This is a genomic window from Clostridium sp. AM43-3BH (assembly GCF_003479985.1).
Lineage (GTDB): Bacteria > Bacillota > Clostridia > Lachnospirales > Lachnospiraceae > Otoolea > Otoolea fessa.
Window position 1 is genome coordinate 190,639 of record NZ_QUIH01000002.1, and the last position, 25,837, is coordinate 216,475.

A 25,837-nucleotide genomic window follows, 5' to 3' on the forward strand; every position below is an offset into this window, starting at 1 on the left:
CATCTCGAAATTTGCACTTTGTACACATAGCAAAAACACCCAGGACATAAATCCCGAGTGTCGTATCTGCTTCATACCTTATTCTGCTTTCATTTCAGTGCCGTCTTTGAATATCACCGTCACAGCGATTTCTTCCTGCAGGGCATCACGCTTGGCTTCCAGTTCAGAATTATCGCAAAGCATCTTTTTTACTGCTGTAATTGCTCCGGAAATTTTAGGAACAATCGTCATCATCGTATTGACGCTTTGGCCATCAACGGTAGACATGGAGTCTTTCGTGATACCCATTGTCGCCTGTACCTGGGACATCGAACTTTCAAAATCCGCTGCCGTTTTAAGAGAAGCAGCTCCCATACCAGTAACTGCTGCAGTCACCGGTAGGAGCTTCTGACCGGCACTCGAAATATTATCTCCTGTAGTCTTAAGCTTCTCACCAGTAGCTGCAATCTTCTGCATGGCTGTAGCTGACTGATTTGCCTGTGTTTCTAATTTCTTTAAATCCTGCTCTGTCTCAATGATTTCTCTTTGAAGTGCGTCATACTGTTCCTGAGAAATATCGCCATTTGCAAGAGCTGTGTTTGCCTGCTCTGCTCTTTCCGTAAAAATTGGCATAAAAAAAGCGCAGATTTCTCCAGGCATGAAAAAAGCACCAACCATTTCTGATTAATGCTTTCAAATTATTTTGTTTTTGTAAATCTGTTTAATTGCGTATTCACATCTCGTCCACCGTACATAACACGGATAATCGTAACCACTTGTGTATCATCATCCGGAATATATAGAACAAGATAATTGTCTACTGGCGCTACACGTAGCCCTCGACTTTTCCATGGTTTCAATTCATATTGTCGATATCTCTTCGGCATATGATCAAGATCCATAATACATGCTTCAAGCCTATCAAACTGACCACTTGCATTTTCTGGTGCCTACAGTTCAAAAGCAATGTATTCGAAGATTCCACGATGGTCTATCTCGGCCTGATCTGAAATCACGATATCATAAATCATAAATTGTAATCCTTGCGGATATCAGCAAAAACAGATTTTGCTGCTCTAGTATGACCAGCCTGCATATCCGCATATCCTTTCTCTAGTTCTGCATTCACCTGTGCTTCTGATAATGCACTAACGTCTACAGGACGAGCGGATGGCATTTTCACTTCAAAAGGAAGTCCTCTTTGAAGAATAATTTGTTTGTAAAACATATTTATTGCATTGGATGCAGGAATTCCTAATGCTGCTAAGATTCCTTCTGCCTGTTCTTTTACATCGGGCTCAATGCGTGCGTATAAATTTGCTGATTTTGTTGCCATAGTAAACACCCCTTTCGAATTTTTTCTAACTCTATTACATCCATTTGTCCGGACAAAAGCAATACAAAATCAGTATTTTACAAATTGTTCATACTCCAAAAGCTACCAGTTCATTAAAATTTGTCGAAGTCCTCCTGAGTCGCCACTTCCATATATCCTTTATAATCATCGTTGCTGTTTTCAGCATACATATCATTCACGAGGCCAATGGTAAGCAAATCCAGGTCTCGGATACTAATCCCCATCTGTACGCAACGAAGCAAAAATAAAGGTGTTGTCATCGAGCGATCTGTTGGACGAAGTTTTTTTAGCACTTACATCCGTCTGAACGTTTAACCCCCAGAGCTCAATGAGCTGTGGAAGAACCTGATAGATTGAGAACGTATTAAATCCATCTAACCATTCTTCTGGCGTATCCGGAATATTGGCATCTGCATGCTTTGCCATCACATAAGCGATGTTCTCAAACATCTCAAGTGAAAATGTATCAAGCGTAGATGCGTCCTCCACATTTTTGTCCGCCCCCCCGTCACTTAAAGATTCAGCTGACTTCTTATGTGGATGAGATATTCCCTGAATTGCAGTATTTCTTCAAATCAGGTCTGCATCAAAAATCTGTCTATGCGCTTCTCAAGGACGCACCAACACCGGAAACTATTGCTTCTATGCTATGACTCATCTGGCTCATCTTCTCAAAGTGAACTCGCATGGACACTTTGACAAAGAGATAGATTTGTTTAAAAGCGCCCACCAGGGAGCCTTATTAAGGTTACCCATTTTTACCACGAAAAGGATTTATTAATTTCTAGCTAATTTAAGCTTGACTTTTCATAGCTGGTCTCCTGTATTCGATTTTTCTCCGAATCCAGCTGATCGTGCCCCTGTTCATATCAATTTCAAGGCAGCTGAACGCTTAGTTAACAAACGTGATACATCGTTATTAATCCTTTGAAAAATCAAACTGATTTAATTCCAAAACATTATTAAATATAAGTTTAGCTAAGAATTCTGTCCTCTTTTGCGGATCAAAACTTTTACTTTTATACTGTTTTACAACACCCCGACAAGAAAAAAATGTAGATTTTTCATATACATCCCATTTTTCGCTTAACGGTTTCTTGCCGAGATTTCCATTTAATTTCTCTTCTAGAGGAATTAAATTACCTATCTGAGAATTTTTTATATCTTCAGCATCCGGAAGCATATGCTCTATAGAAAACTCAGAGACTTCATTTCTTTGAGAGACAAACTTTTCAATCACTTCAAGAACCACTTGAACACGTTTTTTGTTTTTATCTCCTGTATAAAGACCAAAATGTTTAGACCAACCAATATTTTTAAAAGCATTTAAAAACCACTCATAGCCCGGTAATTTTCCTTTTAGGTCAGTGGAAAATTCCTGTAATACCTCATCAGAATAATTCTCTTCAAGGAGCTTTGAATACTTAAACACCACATCTTCTAATTTATTGGATTTTTCTTCTCCAATAATTGTATAACACACAAAAAAATTATAAATATATTTTAGAGTAAGCTCATATTTCTTTGCATCAAGAATTTCCTTTTCTTTTTGATGCATTAAGCTAAGTAGGATCGGTCTAAATTGTTCAAATCTTTTCACTCTAAAAAAGTCAAAAATCTCAAATTCAGTGGAACTACAATTTCCTTCCCTTCCATTGCTTGGATGTATTAGCTTTTCATAGTATTCTGATTTTAACTTAATATCATTATACAAATCCGCAACTTGTTTCCCACGACTGTTTTTTTGAATAGCTTGGTATGGTGAATTATATTTATCTCGTATGTCTCCATAACGATGAATTGCATAGTGCCGTACAAACTTATCAATGGATGATCCAAGGACTCTTTCCATATCCTCCCATTTCGTTTTTGCCTCGTCACGTAGTTCAACAGGTTGAATATATCGCATAATATAATTTTTTAACAACTCATGTGATGCCAAATCCTGTCCTCTAGCGTTTAATATCTCAAAAATAGTGTACGAATCTTCCTCAGATGATGATTCTATTTTAACAGCCGTCATATCTAAAAGTGTTGCTCGTATATCTCTAAGTCTCTCTTGACTATCTTTTACTAATTCTAAATCTTCCTTAATAGAAAAGTAGAAAAATTTTATAGCATCACCAATATTCTTATCTCTTGATTTAGACAGAATATGTGTATCAACAAAAGCAGTAATTGACATTTTAGGATCTTTGATATTAATCATACCAGCAATGATATGACTAATTGACGTATGAAATTCTGAATTAAGAATAACCATATCTTGATTTCGATTATCCTTTGACTGAAGATACGAAACTGTTCCCCAAAAATCATCCATCATATCATTTTCATGAAAGTGTTTCATAATTGCAACCAGAAACAACGTAATAGTTGTTAGTCTTTGCTGACCGTCAATAATTGTATAATAAGATAGTCCATCTTTTTTGGAACCCTTTTTCAAAACGATACTTCCAATAAAATGAGGCTTCTCTTCTGTTATTGAAAACAATACATCTTCAAAAAGATCTTGCCAACTGGATTTTTTCCAAACATATCTGCGCTGATTTCGAGGAATATCAAAAACAACTTTATTTAGAATGTCACTAATAGGATAATCTTTCGCTTCAAAAGACATTCTTCTCCTTCTTTCTATCTGTAAATTTTGAAAAGCAAGTATACTTATCGTGATAATCTTTTGTTTGTGTTTCAATTAATTATACAGAAAAACAATAAATTTGTATAGAAAAGCACAAAAACAACAATAGTTTATATCATTCCAAAATATCTCAACGCATCTATGATAGCCGATTCCTTTTCTGGTGGGCATTTCGGCTGTCTGACATTTTCAGACTTTGGTTTGTTATAGTTCTCACGCTCGATAATACCGTATTTTTGTTTGACCTGGGCTATATAGAGGTGACTGACCTTCAAGCCGGTATGTTCAAAGACATACTCCTTAATTTCCTCATAGGTAGCTTTACTCTCCGCAGATGTCAAATCCAATTCGTCCATATCCAGTCTCACATTCACATGATGCTTCGCCTCGTGAAGTTTGGACAATAAACATACCGTCTCCACATGCCCCGTCCACCCAAACAAATCCACCGGCCATGCTTCTTTCGCCCGATAACCGTGCTTTGCGAATACTTTCAAATCGCGTGCCAATGTATCCGGACCACAGGAAATGTAGACGACACGTTTCGGCTGCATAAGGGCTACCGCGTCGATAAATTCTTCGGTACTTCCGCTTCTCGGCGGATCCATGAAAACGACGTCGGCGCTCTCGCTGCGGGCTGCCATATGAGACATGAACCGGCCTGCGTCATTGCAGAAGAACTGTGCATTGGTGATGCCGTTCTTCTTCGCATTCTGCACTGCATCCCGCACTGCATCCTGATTTAACTCTACGCCGATAACTTTGCCCGCGTGTTTGCTGGCAATGAGACCGATCGTACCAATACCGCAATAAGCATCCAGTACCGTCTCCTTGCCTGTAAGTCCTGCCAGTTCCATCGCTTTTCCGTACAGCTTCTCAGTCTGAACTGAGTTAATCTGATAGAAGGAACGGGACGAAATACGGAACCGGAGTCCGCAGAGTTCATCTTCGATATATCCTTTTCCATACAGTACATGTTCTTTGTCCCCCAGTACCATACTGGTGCTTCTGCCGTTGATATTCTGGACAATCGTAGTAATTTCCGGGTGCTTTTCACGAAGCGCCTTGACGAAATTGTTCTTCGACGGGAATACCGGGGATGCTGTCACCAAAACGACCAGAATCTCGCCGGTTGTGAAGCCGCGGCGAATCAATACATGACGCAGCAGACCGTATCCGGTGTCCTCATCAAAAACACGAATCTTGAACGAACGAAGCATACTCCGGATCGTCACGATGATCTCGTCTGCTTTCTGATCCTCAATCAGACAGGAATCCACCGGAAGAATCCGATGTGTCCCCTCTTTGTAAATGCCAGAAATTGGATTATTTTTCCGATCCAATCCAAATACCGCATGAACTTTATTGCGGTAATGATACGGCTCTTCCATTCCAATGATCGGACGAACCGGACAGACACCGCCCAGCAGTTCTTCCATGCGCTTCTGTTTTTCTTTTAACTGCTGATCATAGGTTAAATGGAGATACTGACAGCCACCGCACTCACGGTAAATCGGACATTTTGTTTTTCCACGCTGTCCACCACGAACCGTTTCCTGACCGTCTTTTTCCCCTACATTTCGTTTCCTGTCCCCATGTGTGCCCCATTTATCCTCAACTCCAGACACTTTACGAGCAGCTTTTCCCTGTTTTTCCCCATTGACTCCCACTTTTGCACTATTCTTGGAAAATCCAGTTGTTTTCTCCCCCCGGCCAAACGATTTCTTTCCTTCCGTTCTTTTTCCATCAGAACCATTCCCTGCCGTCTTCTTCCATCCTGTTTCTTTCATTTTTTCTCACACTTTCTTTCTTCGCTTATCTTCTACGCCTCTCCCAACTCTGCTTCCGTCTTCACGCCCTTAAAATTCTTCTTCCAACGTTCTTTCTTAAAATGCACCGCGTAAATGAGTCCGCGCACGCATTCATCAGCTGCCATTGCAATCCAGACGCCTTCCAGCCCCCAGCCGAGCTTGCTGCCGAGCAACCAGGAGCCGGCGGCAGCTACGACCCACTGGAAGGTGATTCCGACCGTGGTCGGGGTCAGGACATCGCCGACCGCAATCAGGCATTTGGTCATAACAATGTTGACCGCGCGCCCGATCTCCAGCACAATCTCAATCACCAGAATCCTCCGTCCAAGCGCAATGATCTCCGGGTTGTCTGTGAAAATCAGGAAAATGTATTTACCCCCCAGGCACATCAGCACCGCCATCCCGACACACGCCGCAATCGCAACCTTCAATGTCGCATTCACTCGTTTCTGTATATCATTCAGACGGCGCGCTCCGATCAGGTAGCCCAGCACAATCTGGGTTGCCGTCGCGATCGCCATCGCATAAACATAATCAATATTGGCAAAAATCGTACAATATCCCTTGGTTACAGTAACCAGAGTGCCAAAGGAATTAACAATTCCCAGAATCATCATCTGGGAGAGATTGTACGAAAAACTTTCGACCCCCGTCGGAATTGCCAACAGGCAGAGATTTTTTAAAATCTGCACCGGAAATGGACGCAGATAACTCATTCCCATTTTGACGCGGTGGCTCTTGAAAAACATTCCGATCATCAATGCCAGACCAACTAACTTACTGATATCCGTCGAGATCGCCGCTCCGACCGCCCCAAGCTGCGGCATTCCGAACCAGCCGTTGATTAAAATCGCATTTCCCACAATATTCATGGCATTCATGATAACTGATATAATCATGACTTCCTTTACCATGGCAAATGCGCGGATCATCGCTGAGAAGGTCAGATAAAGTCCCTGCACCAGAATAAATGCGCCGACAATCAGCAGATACAGCGACGCCTCATCAAAAACTTCCTCCGGCACATGGATCGCCCGGTAAAGCGGCGTGTGCCCGGCAAAAACCAGAATCGTTGCCGCAAGACTGACGCCGCCGATCAGCACGATCGAGACCATGCAGGTCCGGGATGCATTTTTTTCATCCTGCGCGCCCAGATACTGGGACAAAATCACAGTAACCGCCGTCGATGCCATGCTCAGCACGATAATCACCAGGTTCATGATCTGGTTCGCATTGACAATCGCCGCCACCGAGGGCTGCGACACCCGGCTTACCATCATCTGATCGACGTTTCCGACCAAAAGCTGCAATAACAGCTCCACGAAAATCGGCAGCGACATCAGAAATAAATTCCGGTTCGTATTCATTTTGTCAATATCATTTTGATATTTCATATTTTCCCCTTACTTGTAATAATAGCAAAACAGCACATACAGCCGTCCAAACACTCTCGTATTCGCCCGGCTGCATGTGCCATTTTACACGATACTATATTGAATTGCAAGTGGAAGTCATTCTTTTTCCCTTACAAAAGCCCCCTCATTTTTAAATAATCCTTAATCAACTGAACTGCCCCGTCCACACCAATCTGCGTCGTATTGATCAAAAGGTCGTAATTCTCCGGTTTCTCCCAGTCGCGCCCTGCATAATAACGATTATAATCGCGACGTTCCCGGTCGATCCGGTGGATATTTTTGAGAACGTCTTTGTCCGCGTAGAGATTCCGCTCACGCACGCGCTCCTCACGCACTTTAATATCCGCGTAGAGGAACACGCGGATCAGTCCCTCGGTGCCATCCAGCACGTAATCCGCGCAGCGACCGATGATGACGCAGGATTCCTCCGCCGCCAGCTTCCGGATCACTTCCGACTGGAAGCGGAACAGATTGTCGGCTGAAATGAGATCGGAACCGAACGACGGTGCGCCCTTTTCCGGTGTCAATGTATTGATAATCTTGTATAAAAGCCGGTTGCCCGCCTTCTCGTCTGCCAGATGGAAATAGCTCTCTTTGATACCGCTCTCATCTGAGTTCATACGGAGAATGTTCTTATCATAAAAACTGATCCCCAGATCTTCCGCCAACTTTTTACCCGTATCCGCACCGCCGCTTCCATACTGCCTCGCAATCGTGATGATAATTTTTTTCTTCTCTGACATACCAAACCCCTCCCTTTATCTACAAGAAAATGCATGTTGCTTTCTATCTTCAGCATACCATAATGAGGGGATTTTTTCCATTCATTTTTACAAAAAGCATAGTAAAAATCAATCAAATAAGTCATTCTATTCTTATTTTCAGATAGTGCCTGTTTTTCAGCTTTTCTCCCCTACTTCACCTCCCTCTCATACAAAAGCACCGTCGGAAATCCCGCCTTCCTCAGTTCCTGTTCCATCCGCACAGCGTTGTCAAGATTTTTAAACGCACCGACCCGAAGCTTGAAATACGTCCCATCGTACACCAGAAATGCAGGGAATCCCATACGGCGCAGTTCTTCTAACTGCTGCTCTGCCAGCGATCGGATGCGGTACGCCCCCGTCTGGATCTGGTAATAATAGTCGCTCTCTTCCACCGGACGGCGATCCATGTCGTCATCGATTACATTTAGAATCCCAGATGCAACCGCCGCCGCAATTTCGTCAAACTGCGCGTCAAACCGCTTGTTATCCTCCGGATTGTCGATAAATCCGGCTTCAACCAGAACCGCCGGCATCTGCGTTTTCCGCAGCACAATCAAATCCGGCCGCTCGATCACGCCGAGATCCACATATCCGGTGCGCGCCAGCTCTCTTTGGATTGAATCCGCCAGCTGTTCTGATTCCCTGCCTGTCTTGTACACCAGCGTCATGACGCCCGAACCTTTTCCCGGCTCACTCGCCGCATTGCGGTGCAGGGAAACAAAATAGTCCGCGCCCGCCTCATTTCCCATCTCTGCTTTCTGGTAGGGCGTGTCATAGACGTCCGTTGACCGCGTGTAGACGGCATTCACCCCATTTTCCTCGAGAATCCTCCCTACTGCCAGCGCCAGACGCAGGGTATCGTCCTTTTCCATCCGATCCTCAAATACTGCTCCCGGATCTTTCGTTCCGCCGTGCCCGGCATCTATCATCACTTTCTTTTTTTCTTCCAAAAGAAAAGACTCCTCTCACATATCGTTGTACTACTACCATATGTGAAAGAAGTCCCAAAGTTTCCTGTTTAATTATCCCTCATACTCCCCGCTAAACACTTCCACCGCCGGTCCAGTCATGAACACGCGGTTTTTCTCGCGATCCCAGCGGATCTGCAGGCAGCCGCCCAGCAGCTCGACCTCAACCTCATCCTCCGTATGCCCTGCCAGAATAGATGCAACGGCAACCGCGCAGGCACCTGTTCCACATGCCATCGTTTCGCCGGATCCGCGCTCCCAGACACGCATTTTTACGTGTGTGCGGTCAATGACCTTGACAAACTCGGTGTTGGTACGGTCCGGGAAACGCTTATGAAACTCGAATTTCGGTCCGATCGTCTCCAGTTCCAGGGAATCAATCTCATCCATAAACAGAACGGCGTGCGGATTTCCCATGGAAATTCCGGTAAATTCGTATTCCGTTCCATCTACCTCGATCTTCTCCGGAAGCTCGGAAGTCTGCTCCGGCTCTCCCATATCGACGGTGACCGCCGTTACTTTGCCATTTTCAACCTTCATATCCAGATATTTAATCCCGGACAATGTCTCAACAGAAATCTGCGGCTTGTCCACGATATGGTGGTCATACGCATATTTTCCCACACAGCGGATGCCGTTGCCGCACATCGCGCCGCGGGAACCGTCCAGATTGTACATTTCCATGCGGCAGTCTGCCACCTCGGATGGGGTAATCAGAATCAATCCGTCGGAACCAATTCCAAAATGGCGGTCACTGACGGCAATCGCCAGCTTCTCCGGATCGTTTACCGTTTCTTCAAAACAGTTGACATAGACATAATCATTGCCAAGTCCCTGCATTTTTGTAAATTTCATCGTTTTTGCTGCTCCTTCTGCCTTTTTGATCCTATTGTAAAGGATCTTACGCCATTTTGTAAAGACTGATTACCATTTGTGCCGCCTCAATAAGGCTGACCTGGCTGTCCATGCTGCATTTCTGCAGATATTTGTGCGCCTCCGGCTCCGTCATCCGGTTCCGCTCCATCAAAATAGCCTTTGCGGTGTCGATCGCTTTCTGATCCTCTTCCCTGCGCTTCTGCGGCGGCTGGCGGCGCATCCGCCGTCTTTTTTCCGCCTGCGTCTGCTCAATCATGCGGACCGTCGAAACTAAATCTCCCATTTTAAACGGCGCCGGCAGGCAGACAATCCTTCCCATCGCTTCGCCGCTCCACCGGCTCGGGGAAGCAATGAGAAGCAAATCAAATCCCGGCGGCAGCTGGTCGGCAAGCTGCCGGCAGGTCATATCACCAAACCGGTAGCCGCTCACCACAATCCCGCTTCGCAAATCATCGGTTAACGCTAAAACCTGCGCGCCCGATGTGCAGGAGGCTGTGACCTGTATTCCATGTTTTACGAGTATATTTCTAATATTTCGTCCGTCCTGCGGCTTCGAAAATGCTACTATGATGTTTCCCACGTGGTCTCACCTCACTGCGATTTCGTACCCCCTAACAACGATACAGATATTCCGCTGTCTCCCAATCCGTCACATAGGCACAGAAGCGTTCCCACTCCTCTTTCTTGCCCTCGCCGTACATCCGGCAGAACTTTTCCCCAAATACACGGTGTGCAAATTCATTCTGATCCAGCTTCTGGAGCAATATCCCCAATGTCTCCGGGAACCGCGGCGCATTCTCATCGCCCGCTTCTTCATCCAGCACCAGCGCCTTCTCGATTCCTTCCAGTCCTGCTGCCAGGATCGCCGTCAGCGCCAGATACGGATTCGCAGACGGATCCGGGAACTGCACTTCCACGGAAATACGTCCGTTCCGGTCTTCCTTCACATGAACTGCCTTTTCACTTCCTTTTTCCCACACAGCCGCCGGGAACTCCGGCTGGAACACCGTGCTCCGCTCTGCCGCCAGACGTTTGTATGAATTGACGGTCGGATTCGTGAAAATCATCATATCGCTCAGATTTTTAAGCACGCCTGCCGCAAACTGCTTCGCCTGCGCCATCGCCTCGGCGCCCCGTCTGGAAGAGATCGACACGCCCACATGAAGCCCCGATCCGTCGCCGCTCATGTTTGGCTTCGGCATAAAAGTCGCATGCAGACCATGGCGTTTCGCAATCCGTTTGACCGCCGCCTTGAACGTCTGTAAATAATCTGCTGCCTCAATGCCCCGGCGCGCCGGAAGGACGAAGCTGTGCTGTCCGGCAGTCAGACCATGATGCGTGCTCTCGACCGCAAATCCTGCTTCCTCCAGGCTCAGAACCATGTCCCGGCGGACGCCCTCTGCCAAATCGATCGGTCCCGCGTCATAATACCCGGCAACCTCATGCGTCACCGTCGTCGGTCTCCCATCATCATCCGTGTGAAACAGATAAAACTCACACTGGAAATCAAAATCAAAGTCCAGTCCCATCTTCTCGGCACGTTTTACCGTTTCCTGTAAAATATGACGCGAATCCGTCCAGGACGGCGTCCCATCCGCATTGCAGACCTGGCAGATCACGCGCGCTACATTTTCCTGCCCGGAATCCCACGGAAGAACCTGATACGTTGATGCATCCGGCTTCAAGTACAATTCCACACTCTCGCTCTGGTCCGTCAGATACTCCGGCGCCGCCGCGCCCTCGATCCCAGCTTTCTGTAAGCCGCCGAGCGCAAACCGGTTGATTGCATACCCCTCTTTCATCGCTTTTTCCGCCTGCCCCCGCGTCATCTGGACCATTTTGCACTGTCCAAAAATATCGGTAAACTGCAGCTTTACCAAATCAACATCTTCATCAAAAAAAGGTTCGGATCGGTTCGTATTCTCTCCCATCGCCATTTCCTCCTATAAAAAACGAGGCAGCTGTCTCTGTTTCCAGTCAGCCCCCTCGCCCTCTTTTCATATACGCCCAAAATTTTCCTGCCTATACAGCCCCAAAAATTTCAAGCATACGTTTATGATCGTTTTGCTGTGTGAGAATGCCCCTGTCATTCTTTTCACAATTTTTATAAATAAAATATAGCAGTCCGATATTTTTCTGTCAAATACTTTTTTATTTAATCCGCAGCTGTTCGCTCAATTCATTTCCCAACTGGATATGTCCCACATAGCCGACCTCGCCGACCATGTAAACCATGCCGTCCTCCTTGATTTCCACTTCCAGCGTGCCACCCGGCATATGGACGTACATATGCGGATCGGCAAGTCCCAGGCGGTATGCCGCACTCGCCGCCGCGCAGGCGCAGCTTCCGGACGCCAGCGTATATCCAACGCCTCTCTCATAGATCTCGATCTGGATATTCGTCCGGTCAAGGACATTTAAAATCTGCGTATTGACCTTTTCCGGGAAATATTCGGATGTTTCCGAATGCTCGCCGATCCGGCACACCATTTCCTTCGAAATCTCATTCATCCAGATAACACAGTGCGGATTTCCCATTGAAAGACAAGTCGTGACATACGGAATCTTTCCAAATACCATCGTCTGGTTTACCATCTCCCGCCGCTCGCCGGTCACCGGAATCTCATCGCTCCAGAACGTCGGATGTCCCATCGAAATTTTCACACGGGTCGCATCCTCGTTGAGATAAAAGACTGTCTCCTCGCCTCCCAGCGTTTTCCAGGAGATCGTCGTTTTCTGCACATATCCCGCGTCCCGCAGATATTTTGCAAAAATACCCATGCCGTTGCCGCTCTTCTCCGCCTCGCTGCCGTCCGCGTTGTAGATGCGTACATAAAAATCATTCTCCCCCAGATATGGGCCCGCCAGAATGCCATCCGCGCCGATGCCAAAATGACGGCTGCACATCTTCTTGATATTCTCCGCATTCAATTCCAAATCATTCTTATTTGGATCAAACACCAGGTAATCATTTCCCATACAGTGATATTTTTCAAGCACAACCTGTTTCATCGCGATACCTCCTGCCCCTTTTAATCAATACCATAAAAATCTTTCATCGTAACTGTTCAGTACCTTCACAGTCACGCGCAAAAATCCATTAAAATTGCCTACGGCAATGGGATTTTTGCCTGCTGACCCATGTTTTCGTACGGTCAGCGCAGTAAATGCGCAGACCTACTGAACAGTTACCTTTCATCAATGATTTCTATTCTACTTCCGTTCTCGAAATCACTTTATCATGCATATCCATTTATATTTTGAATATGTCTGCATTTTCATAATATTCCATCTATGCTTTCTTTAATTTCAATTTTAAGAAAATATAGCAGCTTTTAATAGAAGAATCATGCTTTAAATATTGCATATAATGCTATATAATATGAACTAAGAAATGAAATATCTGTGTTTCAAAACATATTTATCTCAGAGGAAAACAACAAACTCAATGCATTTATACAAGATATAATTTCCCGCAACAATCAACCTGCAATACACTCAAAAAAGGAGTCCCCTTATGTCAGAAAATACCACCCACGAATCCCCCGCCTACGAAAAACGCGGCTACCTCAACCACGAATTCCGCCTCTTCCACCTGCGCGGGCAGATGGATACACCGGTTGCCTACCACTATCATGATTTCCACAAAGTCCTGATCCTGTTAAATGGCGAAGCAGACTACATCGTGGAAGGCCGTTCCTACCACCTCCGTCCGCTCGACATCGTCCTCGTCGGCGCGCACTGCCTGCACAAGCCGGTCGTGCCATACAAAAGCCGATATGAGCGCATCATCCTCTACCTGTCGCCGGAATGCCTGGATGCATTCTCCTGTGCTGACTGTGCGCTCGACCTCTGTTTCCAGCTTGCCAGAGAACAGCAGTCCGATGTTCTGCGCCTCGGTTCCCTTACCATGACGCCGCTCTTAGAGGCGCTGTCAAGACTGGAAAATGCCTATCAGGCAGGTGGTACAAATGACAATGGCACAGACAATGCTAACTTTGAATCCCTTGGTGGCAGCAGTTATGGATCCGAGCTTCTTCTGCGTTTATTATTCCTGGAATTTATGGTACACCTTGATCGCGCCGCCTCCGAAAACCATCGGGAATACGTTCCGACCTCCCCTTCCGGCGAAAAAATCCTGGAACTCATGCGCTACCTCTCTGAACACCCAGAAGAAGACCACACCATCGACCAGCTCGCCGCCCGCTTTTACATGAGCAAATACCACATGATGCGCCTCTTCCGCCAGGAAACCGGCTACACCATTACCGAATACCTGACTGAAAAACGCCTCCAAAACGCAAACGAGCTCCTGCGCCGGGGCACCCCCGTCACAGAAGCCTGCTATCAATCCGGATTCCGCAATTATGCTGCGTTCCTCCGGGCATATAAGAAAAAATATCGCGATACGCCGCATAATTTATCCAGATTAAATTACCAAGAAAATTTTACTATATAATAAGGAAACTTCCCCCTATTCTTCCCTCCGGAATTTCTGAATCGACTCCATCAGCATTCTGAAATTCCGGATCATCGAATCAAACGCCCCATATTTATAAAAATTGATAAAGACAAGCCCCACCGGCACCGCCAGAATCATGCCTGTCAGCCCGCGCAGCTTAAATCCCAGATACAAAAGAAACAGCGTCATCAGAGGCGGCAATCCCATCGACTCCCCGACGATCTTCGGCTGGATGATCTGACGGACGACCTGCGTCAGGATGTAGAGCAGGATAAGCCCGGTCGCATACGCATACTCCCCCGCAAACAGTTTCACAACCGCCCATGGGAACAGCACCGTTCCCGTTCCAAAGATCGGCAGAAAATCCAGAATCGCCGTCAAAAACGCCAACAGGACACCGTAGCGGACACCCAGCACCAAAAATCCTGCCGCGAGAATCAGCGCCACCACACACATGATACGGAATTGTGCCAGAAAATATCCACCAATCAGTCCCTTTGCGTCCCGTTTCATATACTCGATATAGCGGAATACAAATGCCGGAAGATGCTCTTTCAGCCACCGCATGATGGACTCCCGGTCCGCCAGAAACAGGTACGAAGACAGGATAATAATGACCATATTTACCAGAAGATTCGGAATACTCTTCGCCACATGTCCGGCGATCTGCACGGTCGGTTCCGCCGCCCGCGATACCAGTTTTCCAAACAGACCATCCAGATTATCCGAAAATGCCAGCAGCGGCGGTTGTAAATTCTGCGGAAAATATTCTGCAAGCTTGCGCCCATTCTGCAATGCATTCTCGATCTCAGCGATCACACTCTGATATATTTCCGGTGCATCCGCCAGAAAACTTCCCATTTCCCGGTAAACCAGAAGACCCGCCCCGTAAAAAAGACCGATCACAATCGCCAGCGCCGCAATAATGATCAGCATCGAGCCGTGGCGCCGCACCAGCTTCACGCGCCGTTCCAGAAACCGCACCAGCGGATTTGCTAAAAGTGCCAGAATCCATCCGACCACAAACGGCATGAAAAAATGCAGAAGTCTGGGACCTAAAAAGATGACCAGACATAAACCAAGGAGCGGAATCACAATATTCAGAATCATTCTAAAACATCGTTTCATCTCATCCTTTTCCTTTCCAAGACGATGATACAATTTCGCTATACCAGATTATAGTGTTCCGCAATCTTTCTGAATGCCGGAAGCGATCTCTCGATCTGTCCATATGATACGCAGTATGCAATGCGCACATAACCTGGGCAAGCGAATGAACTTCCCGGTACTACCAGTACATTGTACTGTTTGCATACCTCACAGAATTCCTTCTCATTCTCCACTGGAGATTTCACAAACAGGTAGAACGCGCCCTCCGGCTTGATGCAGGAAAATCCGCACTCTTTCAATCCGTTGTAAAGCAGGTTACGGTTGCGGTCGTAAGCTTCCAGATTCACATTCGCATCTACGCAGCGCTTGATGACTCTCTGCATCAGGGATGGCGCATTGACACAGCCCAGAACACGGTTCGCAATCGTTGCCGCCTGGAATACGTTTGCGCTCTCATCCATCTCAGACGGGATTACCAGATAACCGATACGCTCGCCCGGAAGGGACAGAGACTTACTGTAAGAGTAGCAAACCACTGTATTGCGGTAATATTTTGTCACATACGGTACAACCGCGCCGTCGTAAGCCAGCTCACGATACGGCTCATCGGACAGAAGCACGATCGATGTACCAAATTCCTTCTGTTTCTTTTCCAGAATTGCTGCAATCTTCTGCAGTGTTTCCTCGGAATAAATAACGCCGGTCGGGTTGTTCGGGGTGTTGATGATCACTGCCTTGGTCTTTTCGTTGATCTTTTCCTCAAATTCAACGAGATTCGGCTGGAAATCCACCGTATTCGGAGATACAACCACCAGCTCGCCGTCATAGTTGCGGACATAGGAACCATACTCTACAAAGTATGGTGCAAAGGTAATGACCTGCTCTCCTGGATTTAACAGGGTCTTTAAAATGACATTCAAACCACTTGCCGCACCGACCGTCATCAGGATGTTGCCTGCGTGAAAGGAGGTGCCGAACCGGCGGTTTAACGACTGAGCGATCGTCTCACGCACATCTTCATAGCCTGCGTTGGACATATATCCGTGTACAAACAGGGAATCTTCTTCCTTTACGATATCCTGAATTGCCTGATTTACCTCTGCCGGAGCCGGTACGCTCGGATTTCCAAGGCTGAAATCAAACACATTCTCACGTCCATATTTCGCCGCCAGCTTATTGCCCTCTTCAAACATCATACGGATGGCGGAGTTATTTTTCATAAGCGGTATCATTTTTTCTGAAATCATTGGCTTGCCCTCTTTTCTGTAAAACTGATCAATGCGGCAATTCTATCTGTATACAAGCAGCACTTTAACTTACTGAATTGTCGTCTTTTTGTTATTATAGCAGATTTTATTTCACTTTTATATCTTAATCCATATATTTTTACCGCCCTGCAACCTTATGCGATACCAGAAATGTCACAACCGCTGTCACCGCGAAATAAAACCATGTGGACGGATTGCTGAACCAGGTTGTGAAAAACGATAAGAGCATGTAAAGTGCAAACTGTGCGTACAGAAGATAGGTAATCGGATTCTGCACCTGGCGCATCATCCGCATCAGCAGATACGCCGCCGCTCCTAATATGGCAGAAAAGATGAACACGCCAATTATGCCGAAATCGTAGTACGCATCATAAAACATCGTCAGCGTCGTCAGCTCTTCCTTCGTCACATAATACGGAAATGCCGTCAACGACGGAACCAGAAACTTGAGTCCCGTCAGCGTCCAGAACGGTGCCAGCATCTTCATGCCCCAGCTGTGCTTCACAAGTCCCTTGACCAGACAGTCGAAATTATCGTAATTGTTTGCAATATAGATATACGGCTGCGTCACAAAAATCGGCAGGTGCCGTTTCATCTCAAAAACCGTATTCAAGTAGGCAGTATCATGGCTGCGCGCGATCGTCAGCAGAATGTAGAGCACAATCAGCCCAGCCAGCGCAAAAACAACATAAATCGGATTCAGCTGGTGTTCCATCTGTATGTAGGTAATCAATGCCAGCAGTACCGCAAACAGAAGCTGGGAGCGCGACACGCACAGAAGCGGAATCGCCACCGCCGCTGCATCTGCCAGAAGCATACATACCAGCCGTCCCCGGCTGCGACCGCCCTCGATGCAAAAATAGATCACAGAGAGCGCCGGAACCAGCACACAGGACACCGTCAGATAATGAAGCCCGGTCACATGGAAATAGGAATAAGCATGCGGAACGCCCCGGAGCAGCAGCGGAATATAGCCCATATAGACCGCCTCGATCGCGAAACAGCCTGCCGATAGCGCCGCCAGCGCCACCGCGCAGAAAAAGACGGTTCCGGCATAAGATTCCAACCCCCGGCGCTGCACCGCGCCGGAATGACCGCCCACGCGGACGGACGCCTCACCGGAAAATGCTTCCAGATAATAAAAAGCCAGATAAAAGCCCGCAAACGCCGCCAAAAGTCCCAGCCACGTTCCCGCACTCCATGCCTGACTTAAATAACTAAGCTTCATACACGCCAGTCCCTGTCCACCTACAAAGGAAAGAGCGAAAATCCCCCGCAGATGCAGAAGATTTCCACTCCGGATATAGTCTGACGCATACAGATACACCGCCGCCGCCAGAAGCCCTGCGCCGGATAAAAGATAATGGCGGCCAAGCGCCAGAAGCAGCGAAGCCGCATAGCAAACCAAATAAACGATCATAGTTTCATCCTATCTGTACGTCTGTACACATTCTTTTACCGCACCGGTTTTCCCTACTCGCCCAGCCCGTCATCAACTATTTTCAGCATCGCCGACAGAGCTTCCTCCTCGTCTTTTCCATCACAGATAAACTCGATCTCATCACCGCTCTTGATGCACGCCCCAAGCACGCTCAGGACACTCTTTGCATTGGACACGGTGCCACGGAACTGGAACTGGACAGAACAATCGAATTTTACCGCCTCATTACACAGGATTCCCGCCGGTCTCAAATGCAGACCGGTCGGGTTTTTTAATTTAATTTTTGCTTTTACCATTGTTTAACTTCTTTCTCCTCATTTGTGGATGGCATACCATGCTTTATGCAGCATTGCCGCTCTCTGCATCCACATTTTCTTTTGCCGAGCTTGCCCCGCTCTCCCGGTTGGAACTGCTCTGGCTGCCCGTGTCTCCACGGTCACTCTCGGTGCTTTCCGTCGTCTGGGCACTGGAGCTTCCATGTTCGCTGACCCGCACTGTCACAGCCGGCGCCGACAGCATCTTATACGCGTCCCCCAGCTGGAACTGCGCCGCTGCCGTGTGCTCGCCCAGTCCCATGCCTGATACATCGACCCGGATATTCATCTTCGCCGCCGACAGGCTGCTTAAATCCTCCTCAAGTCCCTGTACCTTGACTTCCATCTTCGTATCTTCGACGGTATAGCTGTAGCTGCTGTTCTTTCCGTTTAGAGTCACATCCTCCGGTTTGACCGTAAAGGTCTTCTCTATCAACTTCTCCACCTGTAGTGTCACGTTGATCGTCGTGCTGTCCAGTCCCACGATCGTAAGCCCGGACGGCAGATAATCATCCAGATCGATCTCGCACTCCACATTCTTCGTCGCGCCCTGCACATTAAGGGACGGTCCCTGAATCGTGAGCGTGCTGACCGATGCCAGATCCGTCTTAAGCCCCGCCACAGACACCGACTTGATATCCGTCTTCGGACCCGTATAGCGGTATCCATCCGCCACTTCACCACTGACGTCAAAATCAAGCGGTACTTCTTTTACTTTCAGGATCTGCATCGTATAAGAGACATCTCCGCCAACCGTCTTGACAGAATCTCCCAAATCTGACAGCACATTTCCATTGGCGTCAAAATACTCCGGTGTTGCTGTTCCACCGACATCCGCCGCAGCACCGTCAATATTAAAACGGATACCCACGCTGCTGATCTGTCCGATCAGGGAGGTTGGTCCTTTAACCGTCACCTGGGATGGCACCATTGTCACCTCACCTGCCTCGTAACCGTCTGCCGCCTTGCCCTGCGGATACGCTTTCAGCGTAAATGCCTTGGTCTGCAGCGCCTCGGTCGTGATCTTGATGACCTCCGGGGACTTCACAACCGGCGTGGACTCCAGCAGTTCCTCATTGTTCACCACTTCCACTCGGATCGGGATCGCACCCGTCACATCATACATTTCCGATAAATCCGCATAGGCGTTGAAATCCGACGCCTTTACCTTATAATCATCCTTCGTCCGGATCTTGAAATTGATCGTCGCCGTTTTTTTGCCTACCACATCATAGGCAAGATCCGCCTGCTCCAGCACCTGATCGTTCGTGATCGTGACCGGAACCTCCCTCGTCGATACCTTGATCGGGTTCGCCACATTCACGACTGCCAGCCACACAAAGAAAGCACAGAACAGGGCAATCAGCTTGATCGCAAGATTATTCGTCAGCTTTTCTTTCATTTCTGCGTCTTCCCTTCCATATTCTGAAACGACCTGTGTTTTCCGTTTCCCGTTTTACCAGAACTGACAATATATCTCTCAGTTCATCTCCATCCTTGACACTCTTAAGCCGTCCGGACACAGCCACCGACACACGCCCTGTCTCTTCCGATACAACCAGCGTCACGCTATCGGTCGCCTCACTGACTCCGACTGCCGCACGGTGTCTGGTTCCCAATGCCTTGCTGATATCCATATTGTCCGAGAGCGGCAGATAACAGGTCGCCGCCGTCACACGGTTACCGCGAATCACGACTGCGCCGTCGTGCAGCGGCGTGTTGTGCTCAAAAATATTGATCAGAAGCTGGCTCGTCACGATACCATCGACCTCGATGCCCGTCCGCTCGATCTCTCCAAGCGGCGTGCCCCTCTCGATGACGATCAAGGCGCCCGTCTTGACTTTTCCCATCTCAAAACAAGCACGCACCAGCTCTGCGATCGTCTTTTCGCTGAAATCCTCATTTTTCTTCGTATCATCCGTTGAAAACAGCGTCGTCAGCACGTTCTGGCTTCCGATCTGTTCCAGTGCTTTCCGCAGCTCCGGCTGAAAAATAACGATGATCGCCGTCACCGCAATGTACGACGTCTTTTCCAGAAGCCACAGAATCGTATCCAGTTCCAGGATCGCAGCTGCCAGAAAGAATGCAAGAATAAAAATAATACCCTTCAGAAGCGTCCACGCCCGCGTATTTTTGATCCAGATCAGCATTTCATATACCAGAATTGCTATAATCGCGATCTCTATTAAATTTTTAAAGGTTATCTTCGGTACGAACGAGATCCACGAATAAATCTCCGCCAGTATCTCTGCCATTCTTTTCCCTCCCTTTCGGGCTGCGTTTCTGTTACCAGTCACGTACATATGACCCGTCACGCATTTCTTTTAACAACAAGTTTCTTTTATAAAATAGTCTATCTTCTCTTTACTTTATTGATTTCCTGTACTTTTACATCCGTCCTCGAGATCGCAATCTTTGGAACCGCTTTCACATAGTAATAATAATCGTCATCCTCAAACTGCGTGTACTCAGTCCGGCTGTAATCGACCGAAAAAACAAACAGCTGATAGATCAGCGATGCAATAACCGCACCAATCATTCCTACAATCAGCTCCGGCACGGACACCGGAACGCCAAAGCGGAAATCGCCGATAAACACAACCAGAATCTGTAAAATAAGGCCAGCTCCGATCGCGATCCCCCAGGAGTAGTTGATCGACAGTTTCTTGAGCACACAGACCGTCAGCGCCCCCAGGCAGCATGCCGCAATCATGACAAGCATCGCCGGGTTTGCCAGCAGGTTTTTGATGACCTGCGCCAGCATCTGCGTGATCTCAGTCTGCTCACTGCCTGCCAGGAAGCTTCCGTTCTGCTTCACATACAGAATCACGTAGTACAGAAAAATCCCGCAGCTCATCGGAATCACCGATACGAGGCTTCCAGTCAGTCCAAGAATCATCGGGACTGCAAACGGCACCTTCAGAAAAAACAAGATCGGCGTTACAATCAGGTACGCGCTGTCACCCGGCTGAAATCCGTAATACAGCAGCACCACGATCAGAAGGAACACCAAGGTAATGAGCGCCACTTCCATCGATGCTGCAAAGAGCTGTGCCAGCAAAAAAATCCCAATCAGAAACGCAATGGCTCCAAATGGGAGAAATGCACATATAATTCCCGCAAACAGCGGCACCAGACCGCCGCTCAGTTTCGGCATCAGTCCGATGTTCTGGTTAATCAGAAACACCGCCGCAAAGGCAGTTATAAAACGCAGGAATGCATTCACAAATGCACTGTATCTCGCATAGAAAGCCTTGAGTGCTTCTTTCCCTGCAAGGAGTCCTCTCATCTGCCTCTCCTCTCTCTCTCCATTTTTCTGGCGCGCCGGTGTATATCGTAGCGCTTATCCAGATGTTTCAGTTTCGCTATGTAGATCCGGTTCCTCTTTTCCTCGTACTCATACCGCCCGCCATACACGATGATCGTCAGCACGACATACAGAAAAAGCCCCCCGAGGTATAAAGCTCCTCCTCGAAAAGCCAGTCCCTTCAGTTCATCCATTCCTATCGAACTCAGAACTACTTCTACATTAAATAATATCCACATTCCAAAGAGAAGTATGCTGCACAATGTATAGCTTATAAATCCCCGGAGCAGATTGCGGCTGATATAGTCGCTTTTAAAATACTGATTGACTGTTTTCATCTGGGAAGCATGCTTCTTCTCAAACAGTGCCAGTTCGGTCATTAATTTTATCTTGTCTTCGTTGAGCATACATGGTTCCTTTTTTATATATGCCGCGGCTTCCGGTTCAATACGTCCCGTTTCTGAAACCGCTGCGCCAAAAACGCATTCTTCCATAAATTATAACATAACTTTTTTCTCTTGGCGAGGGGGCGGGGGGATTTTTCATAGGTTTTTCATAAATTTGTAAGGGATTGTCAGACATCAAAAAAGAGCTCTGCCGATCACACATTTTCGCATGATCGGCAGAGCGTATCAAGTCTGTTTCATAAGATGTAAAAACTATGCCTTTTTTGCTTCTTTTTATGTTATGATACTTTTATGATGATACCAGGGTCAAAAGGTCAGAAGTTCGACGCAAGCTTGCTTGCAGGAGCATTTTTGACCTTGGGACCCGCCAAAAACATGAGTAAGTAGCCATTTTTCAAAGAAAAATGAGCGAATTACGAATGTATTTGAAGATTGCGGGAGCATATAGTGCGGAGCAATCTGGTATCAGAGGGGTCAAAATGCCTTTTGACCCCAACATCTTTATGATATTAGGATCAAAAGGTTCGAAACATGCGTAAGCAGCCTTTTCCCAGACAATCAGAAGAAAAGAGGGATTTTGTTTTGAAAATCGCGATTGTAGATGGTTTGTCCAGTGTATGGGTGCAATACCTCGCGCTCCCTTGCTTTGGCGTTTTATTTAAGCTGATAGTAGACGCCGAGATCGGAATGATTTTATTTCTATATTTATTTATCATCGATTATCTGTTGGTCGTGCGTGCCGCCGCTTTCTGCATCTGTCAGGCGCTCTTCGGCTACAACTTTTTCTCCTGTCAGACCGGGTGTTCCGGCTCTGAAAACACGCCGCCTTTCATCCGTCTCTCCGCGGTGCAGACGGGTACCTCCACCCTGTCCATCACCACGGACAACACCAGCGCATTCAGCCCTACCTGGATGAATGAAAAACTGGTATCGACCAAACCTGCGGGAAGCGGCATCGGAACCGAATCGATCCGCATGATCGCCGAACAGTACCACGGCGATGCACGGTTTGAATGGCGGGACCGCGTATTTTATGCTTCGGTATTGCTGAACCCATAATGATACAAAAACCAGATATCCTCTTTTTATATAATATAAATTTTCTGCTATCTCCCTACATAACCGGTTCCTGCAGCACGGTTCCCTCCGGGAATGCGGTACGGAACACGCGGCGCACCAGCGGACCTGCTACGATGAGCTGGAACGGAAGCGCCATGATGATATTCTTCGGAATATTGGTCAGCCAGATGATGAGCAGCTGGCTCCATGCGCCGGATTTCACGCAGGCTTCCAGACCGCCATATAAGGACATAACAAATACCATCGGAACGACCATGCAGCAGGAGATCGTGATTACTTTACGAAGTGTGCTGCTCTCCGGTGATACAAAGTAACGGAACGCAATTCCCTTCGCCGGACCGGACACGATGAACCAGTCAAACAGAAACGCATACACGAATGCAAACGGGAATCCGATCCATCCTTCGCGGATCGTTTCCAAGGATAAATGTCCCATATGAAGGGTTACATTGTACATACTCATCCAGAGTACCATAGTGAAACACATGATAACGGAATAGATAAAACTTTCTCTCTTATTTCTTGGCATTTTCATTCTCCTCCTATAAAATAATTGCTTCTATCCAGATGCATCGGAAAATCAGTCCGGCACACCCACGCGCAAGATGCTGTCCGTGATAAATTTCACAAAATAAAAGGCAGCAGAAATCGGAAACTCGTTTCGATCTCTACTGCTGTATGCAATCTCACTGCGTTTTTTCAAACTATATTCGATTTGGGTTACGGTTCGCTATTATAACGTCTTTTTTCCATTCGTGTAAGCACTTTTTTTATTTTTACACAATTTCATCATATTGAACGATCAATTTTTTCTATTTTTTATTCCGCTTATGCAACTTGACAAGAGCTGCTTTTTCAGCTCCCCTTTCATTTTTTCCTAATTTTTCCCTAAAAACAGGCAAATAGATATTGACAATATTGCCTTTATTCGATAGAATGTAATAGTATGTTTACATTGAACTGTCCGTGTCCAGGCTTTAATGCAAACCAAATACAAAATGAATTACGAATCAAAATAAAAGAATTTATGATGGAGGTACACTACATTGGCTAACATTAAATCCGCAAAAAAAAGAATCTTAGTTGCAGAGACAAGAGCTGCAAGAAACAAGGCTATCAGATCCAAAGTTAAAACTGCTGTTAAGAAAGTTGAAGCTGCTGTTGCTGCAAAAGATAAGGCTGCTGCACAGGCTGCATTATTAGCTGCTACCAGCGAGATCGACAAGGCTACTTCCAAGGGCGTATACCACAAGAATACAGCTTCCCGCAAAGTATCCCGTCTTTCCAAGGCTGTAAATACTCTGGCTTAATTATCCAGAGCGGATCTTTCGAATTATATATTAAAAATTAACCCAAATTAAAAAACCATTATTCTGTGGGTGTGACAGAATAATGGTTTTTTGTTGCTTCTTTTCCAGCCGGGTCCGGCCGAAGAACCGCTGATTCTGATGCTGGCACTGCCCTTTAGAATCAGCACACGGAACTTCTGGGCTGACTGATCAGCAGCTCCACCGCCAGCCGGTCGCCCATCCGCCCGGTCTTGACTGCCTCCTCGGCATCCACGCAGGTCTGCACATAGGAAATGAGCTGTTCTTTCGTAAATGCCGCCGCCTGGCTGCTGAGTTTTCCGGCTACGAACGGAGGTACTTTCAATTTCGAGGCAACCGTCCCCCGGTCTGCGCCGGACGCCTGCAATTCTCGCACCAGCAAAAGCTGGTTAAACTGTCTGGCAATCAGGAACAGGATCCGCATCGGCGGCTCCCTGAGTGTCAGCAAGTCTTCGTACAGATCCATCGCCCGCTTCGTCTTTCCCGCCGTGATCGCCGCTACCATGTCGAAGATCTTGTTCGTGATCTGCACGGTCGTGATGACTTTCACATCCTCTGCCGTCACTACCTCACTGCCCATCGTGTAGGAAATGAGTTTTTCCAGCTCCATCCGGATGTTTTCCATATCATCGCCGACGCGCTCCAAAAAGAGATTCATCGTGGAGGGCGTGATCTTCCGCCCATTCTGCGCCAGGATCGTCGCCGCCCATCTGGCGAGCTGCGCGCTGTCCTGCCGCTTCATCTCCGCAATGTGACCCAGATCCTTGACCTTTTTGTAGAGTTTGTTTCGCTTATCGACCGCCTCCTCCACAAATACGATACAGGTCGTGTCCGGCATCGTCGGCAGATACTCCGCCAGCGCCTCCGAAGAAGTCTTGAAAAATCCGCTGTCCTCGATCAGAATCAGACGCCGCTCGCTGAAAAATGGCATCGTGTCCGCCAGACTAATCAGCTCGTTCACATCCAGCCCTTTTCCCTCGAAATAATTGTAGTTCATCGTATCATCGCCCGAGATCGCCGCCCGCAGCTTCTTTTTATAACTCTGCTTCAAAAACGCCTCTTCGCCGTATAGCAGATAAACCGGCTTAAATGTGCCATTTTTGATGTCTTCATTGATCGTCTGCATTAACTCCGTCCCCGCCTCCTGGTTCTATTCGATAAAAACAGATCTATTTTTTCGAATGACTGTCCATCCGGTTACTTTCCTGTCCATTTTTTCACTTCCTACTATTATAAACATTTTTCTAAAATGTTGTCTACTGTAAACCCATAAAAAGAATAAAACAGCAGCTCTTTTTGTTGCTTGAAA

Annotated in this window: 24 protein-coding genes and 2 pseudogenes; 3 read left to right on the top strand and 23 right to left on the bottom strand. The window is 47.1% G+C overall.

What is annotated here, in order from left to right; all coding sequences use genetic code 11:
* Positions 1-78: 78 nt before the first annotated feature.
* The 13 genes and pseudogenes from DW931_RS04260 to dapF (DW931_RS04325) form a co-directional block, all read right to left on the bottom strand.
* Positions 79-657 (bottom strand): hypothetical protein, encoded by a 579-nt coding sequence (locus tag DW931_RS04260; RefSeq protein ID WP_338126563.1) that lies wholly within the window; start codon positions 655-657, stop codon positions 79-81.
* Between the two features lie 20 nt (positions 658-677).
* Positions 678-905: pseudogene (locus DW931_RS04265) on the bottom strand (type II toxin-antitoxin system RelE/ParE family toxin); the annotation flags it as partial.
* A gap of 101 nt (positions 906-1,006) precedes the next feature.
* The gene (locus tag DW931_RS04270) at positions 1,007-1,315 is read right to left on the bottom strand and encodes a type II toxin-antitoxin system RelB/DinJ family antitoxin (RefSeq protein ID WP_118467149.1); all 309 of its coding nucleotides are present in this window, start codon (positions 1,313-1,315) and stop codon (positions 1,007-1,009) included.
* Positions 1,316-1,549: 234 nt separating this feature from the next.
* Positions 1,550-1,822 (bottom strand): annotated as a pseudogene (locus tag DW931_RS04275) (hypothetical protein); the annotation flags it as partial.
* 433 nt (positions 1,823-2,255) lie between these two features.
* Positions 2,256-3,956, bottom strand: a complete 1,701-nt coding sequence (locus DW931_RS04285) for a DUF262 domain-containing protein (protein ID WP_118482007.1) — start codon at positions 3,954-3,956, stop codon at positions 2,256-2,258.
* Between the two features lie 131 nt (positions 3,957-4,087).
* Positions 4,088-5,767, bottom strand: a complete 1,680-nt coding sequence (rlmD, locus tag DW931_RS04290) for a 23S rRNA (uracil(1939)-C(5))-methyltransferase RlmD (RefSeq protein ID WP_118482006.1) — start codon at positions 5,765-5,767, stop codon at positions 4,088-4,090.
* Between the two features lie 32 nt (positions 5,768-5,799).
* The gene (locus DW931_RS04295; RefSeq protein WP_118482005.1) at positions 5,800-7,182 is read right to left on the bottom strand and encodes an MATE family efflux transporter; all 1,383 of its coding nucleotides are present in this window, start codon (positions 7,180-7,182) and stop codon (positions 5,800-5,802) included.
* Positions 7,183-7,313: 131 nt separating this feature from the next.
* Positions 7,314-7,946, bottom strand: coding sequence for a cytidylate kinase-like family protein (locus tag DW931_RS04300; RefSeq protein ID WP_022358543.1), 633 nt, complete (start codon positions 7,944-7,946; stop codon positions 7,314-7,316).
* A 170-nt stretch (positions 7,947-8,116) separates the two neighbouring features.
* On the bottom strand, positions 8,117-8,917 hold the full coding sequence (locus tag DW931_RS04305; protein WP_118482004.1) for an N-acetylmuramoyl-L-alanine amidase: 801 nt from the start codon (positions 8,915-8,917) through the stop codon (positions 8,117-8,119).
* A gap of 72 nt (positions 8,918-8,989) precedes the next feature.
* Positions 8,990-9,790, bottom strand: coding sequence for a diaminopimelate epimerase (gene dapF, locus DW931_RS04310; protein WP_118482003.1), 801 nt, complete (start codon positions 9,788-9,790; stop codon positions 8,990-8,992).
* A 46-nt stretch (positions 9,791-9,836) separates the two neighbouring features.
* Complete coding sequence (locus DW931_RS04315) at positions 9,837-10,391, bottom strand: ANTAR domain-containing protein (protein WP_022358539.1); 555 nt, start codon at positions 10,389-10,391, stop codon at positions 9,837-9,839.
* A gap of 31 nt (positions 10,392-10,422) precedes the next feature.
* Positions 10,423-11,742, bottom strand: coding sequence for a glutamine synthetase family protein (locus DW931_RS04320; protein WP_118467086.1), 1,320 nt, complete (start codon positions 11,740-11,742; stop codon positions 10,423-10,425).
* Positions 11,743-11,962: 220 nt separating this feature from the next.
* A complete protein-coding gene (gene dapF, locus DW931_RS04325) occupies positions 11,963-12,823 on the bottom strand; it encodes a diaminopimelate epimerase (protein WP_022358537.1) in 861 nt (286 codons plus the stop codon).
* A gap of 505 nt (positions 12,824-13,328) precedes the next feature.
* Here dapF (DW931_RS04325) and DW931_RS04330 point away from each other — a divergent pair.
* Positions 13,329-14,270: an AraC family transcriptional regulator gene (locus DW931_RS04330; RefSeq protein WP_118467084.1), complete on the top strand. Its 942-nt coding sequence runs from the start codon at positions 13,329-13,331 to the stop codon at positions 14,268-14,270.
* A gap of 15 nt (positions 14,271-14,285) precedes the next feature.
* Here DW931_RS04330 and ytvI read toward each other — a convergent pair whose 3' ends face one another.
* The 8 genes from ytvI to DW931_RS04370 all read right to left on the bottom strand — a co-directional run bounded on the left by ytvI (position 14,286) and on the right by DW931_RS04370 (position 22,207).
* Entirely contained in the window at positions 14,286-15,383 is a 1,098-nt protein-coding gene (ytvI, locus tag DW931_RS04335; RefSeq protein ID WP_227589618.1) for a sporulation integral membrane protein YtvI, read from the bottom strand.
* Between the two features lie 56 nt (positions 15,384-15,439).
* The gene (locus tag DW931_RS04340; protein ID WP_107001247.1) at positions 15,440-16,630 is read right to left on the bottom strand and encodes a pyridoxal phosphate-dependent aminotransferase; all 1,191 of its coding nucleotides are present in this window, start codon (positions 16,628-16,630) and stop codon (positions 15,440-15,442) included.
* A gap of 139 nt (positions 16,631-16,769) precedes the next feature.
* Positions 16,770-18,071 carry an O-antigen polymerase gene (locus tag DW931_RS04345; RefSeq protein WP_118467080.1) on the bottom strand — a complete coding sequence of 434 codons (1,302 nt, stop codon included), beginning with the start codon at positions 18,069-18,071 and terminating at the stop codon, positions 16,770-16,772.
* A 53-nt stretch (positions 18,072-18,124) separates the two neighbouring features.
* The gene (locus DW931_RS04350; RefSeq protein WP_107001249.1) at positions 18,125-18,388 is read right to left on the bottom strand and encodes an HPr family phosphocarrier protein; all 264 of its coding nucleotides are present in this window, start codon (positions 18,386-18,388) and stop codon (positions 18,125-18,127) included.
* 43 nt (positions 18,389-18,431) lie between these two features.
* Positions 18,432-19,808, bottom strand: coding sequence for a CdaR family protein (locus tag DW931_RS04355; protein WP_118482002.1), 1,377 nt, complete (start codon positions 19,806-19,808; stop codon positions 18,432-18,434).
* Positions 19,786-20,661: a diadenylate cyclase CdaA gene (cdaA, locus tag DW931_RS04360; protein ID WP_117795982.1), complete on the bottom strand. Its 876-nt coding sequence runs from the start codon at positions 20,659-20,661 to the stop codon at positions 19,786-19,788. The genes DW931_RS04355 and cdaA overlap by 23 nt, the downstream gene beginning before the upstream one ends.
* A gap of 98 nt (positions 20,662-20,759) precedes the next feature.
* Positions 20,760-21,695 (bottom strand): ABC transporter permease, encoded by a 936-nt coding sequence (locus DW931_RS04365; RefSeq protein WP_117795983.1) that lies wholly within the window; start codon positions 21,693-21,695, stop codon positions 20,760-20,762.
* A complete protein-coding gene (locus DW931_RS04370; RefSeq protein WP_242995743.1) occupies positions 21,692-22,207 on the bottom strand; it encodes a hypothetical protein in 516 nt (171 codons plus the stop codon). The genes DW931_RS04365 and DW931_RS04370 overlap by 4 nt, the downstream gene beginning before the upstream one ends.
* A gap of 495 nt (positions 22,208-22,702) precedes the next feature.
* Here DW931_RS04370 and DW931_RS04375 point away from each other — a divergent pair, with 495 nt between their 5' ends.
* Positions 22,703-23,179, top strand: coding sequence for a GHKL domain-containing protein (locus DW931_RS04375; protein ID WP_182429134.1), 477 nt, complete (start codon positions 22,703-22,705; stop codon positions 23,177-23,179).
* A gap of 55 nt (positions 23,180-23,234) precedes the next feature.
* On the opposite strand, the gene DW931_RS04380 is transcribed toward DW931_RS04375, so the two are convergent.
* Positions 23,235-23,729 carry a DUF2798 domain-containing protein gene (locus DW931_RS04380; RefSeq protein WP_117795985.1) on the bottom strand — a complete coding sequence of 165 codons (495 nt, stop codon included), beginning with the start codon at positions 23,727-23,729 and terminating at the stop codon, positions 23,235-23,237.
* Between the two features lie 517 nt (positions 23,730-24,246).
* On the opposite strand from DW931_RS04380, the gene rpsT reads away from it, so the two are divergent.
* Positions 24,247-24,510 carry a 30S ribosomal protein S20 gene (rpsT, locus tag DW931_RS04385; RefSeq protein WP_022358531.1) on the top strand — a complete coding sequence of 88 codons (264 nt, stop codon included), beginning with the start codon at positions 24,247-24,249 and terminating at the stop codon, positions 24,508-24,510.
* A 160-nt stretch (positions 24,511-24,670) separates the two neighbouring features.
* On the opposite strand, the gene holA is transcribed toward rpsT, so the two are convergent.
* Complete coding sequence (holA, locus tag DW931_RS04390; RefSeq protein ID WP_118482000.1) at positions 24,671-25,654, bottom strand: DNA polymerase III subunit delta; 984 nt, start codon at positions 25,652-25,654, stop codon at positions 24,671-24,673.
* Between the last annotated feature and the right edge of the window lie 183 nt (positions 25,655-25,837).

What these genes read in the sequence shown, in the direction of transcription:
- rlmD (WP_118482006.1), bottom strand. Translation starts at nt 5,767, where the DNA reads ATGAAAGAAACAGGATGGAAGAAGACGGCAGGGAATGGTTCTGATGGA.
- DW931_RS04365 (WP_117795983.1), bottom strand. Translation starts at nt 21,695, where the DNA reads ATGAGAGGACTCCTTGCAGGGAAAGAAGCACTCAAGGCTTTCTATGCG.
- holA (WP_118482000.1), bottom strand. Translation starts at nt 25,654, where the DNA reads ATGCAGACGATCAATGAAGACATCAAAAATGGCACATTTAAGCCGGTT.
- DW931_RS04355 (WP_118482002.1), bottom strand. Translation starts at nt 19,808, where the DNA reads ATGAAAGAAAAGCTGACGAATAATCTTGCGATCAAGCTGATTGCCCTG.
- DW931_RS04285 (WP_118482007.1), bottom strand. Translation starts at nt 3,956, where the DNA reads ATGTCTTTTGAAGCGAAAGATTATCCTATTAGTGACATTCTAAATAAA.
- DW931_RS04270 (WP_118467149.1), bottom strand. Translation starts at nt 1,315, where the DNA reads ATGGCAACAAAATCAGCAAATTTATACGCACGCATTGAGCCCGATGTA.
- DW931_RS04300 (WP_022358543.1), bottom strand. Translation starts at nt 7,946, where the DNA reads ATGTCAGAGAAGAAAAAAATTATCATCACGATTGCGAGGCAGTATGGA.
- DW931_RS04345 (WP_118467080.1), bottom strand. Translation starts at nt 18,071, where the DNA reads ATGATCGTTTATTTGGTTTGCTATGCGGCTTCGCTGCTTCTGGCGCTT.
- DW931_RS04260 (WP_338126563.1), bottom strand. Translation starts at nt 657, where the DNA reads ATGGTTGGTGCTTTTTTCATGCCTGGAGAAATCTGCGCTTTTTTTATG.
- dapF (WP_022358537.1), bottom strand. Translation starts at nt 12,823, where the DNA reads ATGAAACAGGTTGTGCTTGAAAAATATCACTGTATGGGAAATGATTAC.
- DW931_RS04320 (WP_118467086.1), bottom strand. Translation starts at nt 11,742, where the DNA reads ATGGGAGAGAATACGAACCGATCCGAACCTTTTTTTGATGAAGATGTT.
- DW931_RS04350 (WP_107001249.1), bottom strand. Translation starts at nt 18,388, where the DNA reads ATGGTAAAAGCAAAAATTAAATTAAAAAACCCGACCGGTCTGCATTTG.
- DW931_RS04380 (WP_117795985.1), bottom strand. Translation starts at nt 23,729, where the DNA reads ATGCCAAGAAATAAGAGAGAAAGTTTTATCTATTCCGTTATCATGTGT.
- dapF (WP_118482003.1), bottom strand. Translation starts at nt 9,790, where the DNA reads ATGAAATTTACAAAAATGCAGGGACTTGGCAATGATTATGTCTATGTC.
- DW931_RS04330 (WP_118467084.1), top strand. Translation starts at nt 13,329, where the DNA reads ATGTCAGAAAATACCACCCACGAATCCCCCGCCTACGAAAAACGCGGC.
- DW931_RS04295 (WP_118482005.1), bottom strand. Translation starts at nt 7,182, where the DNA reads ATGAAATATCAAAATGATATTGACAAAATGAATACGAACCGGAATTTA.
- cdaA (WP_117795982.1), bottom strand. Translation starts at nt 20,661, where the DNA reads ATGGCAGAGATACTGGCGGAGATTTATTCGTGGATCTCGTTCGTACCG.
- DW931_RS04370 (WP_242995743.1), bottom strand. Translation starts at nt 22,207, where the DNA reads ATGGAAGAATGCGTTTTTGGCGCAGCGGTTTCAGAAACGGGACGTATT.
- DW931_RS04340 (WP_107001247.1), bottom strand. Translation starts at nt 16,630, where the DNA reads ATGATTTCAGAAAAAATGATACCGCTTATGAAAAATAACTCCGCCATC.
- ytvI (WP_227589618.1), bottom strand. Translation starts at nt 15,383, where the DNA reads ATGATTCTGAATATTGTGATTCCGCTCCTTGGTTTATGTCTGGTCATC.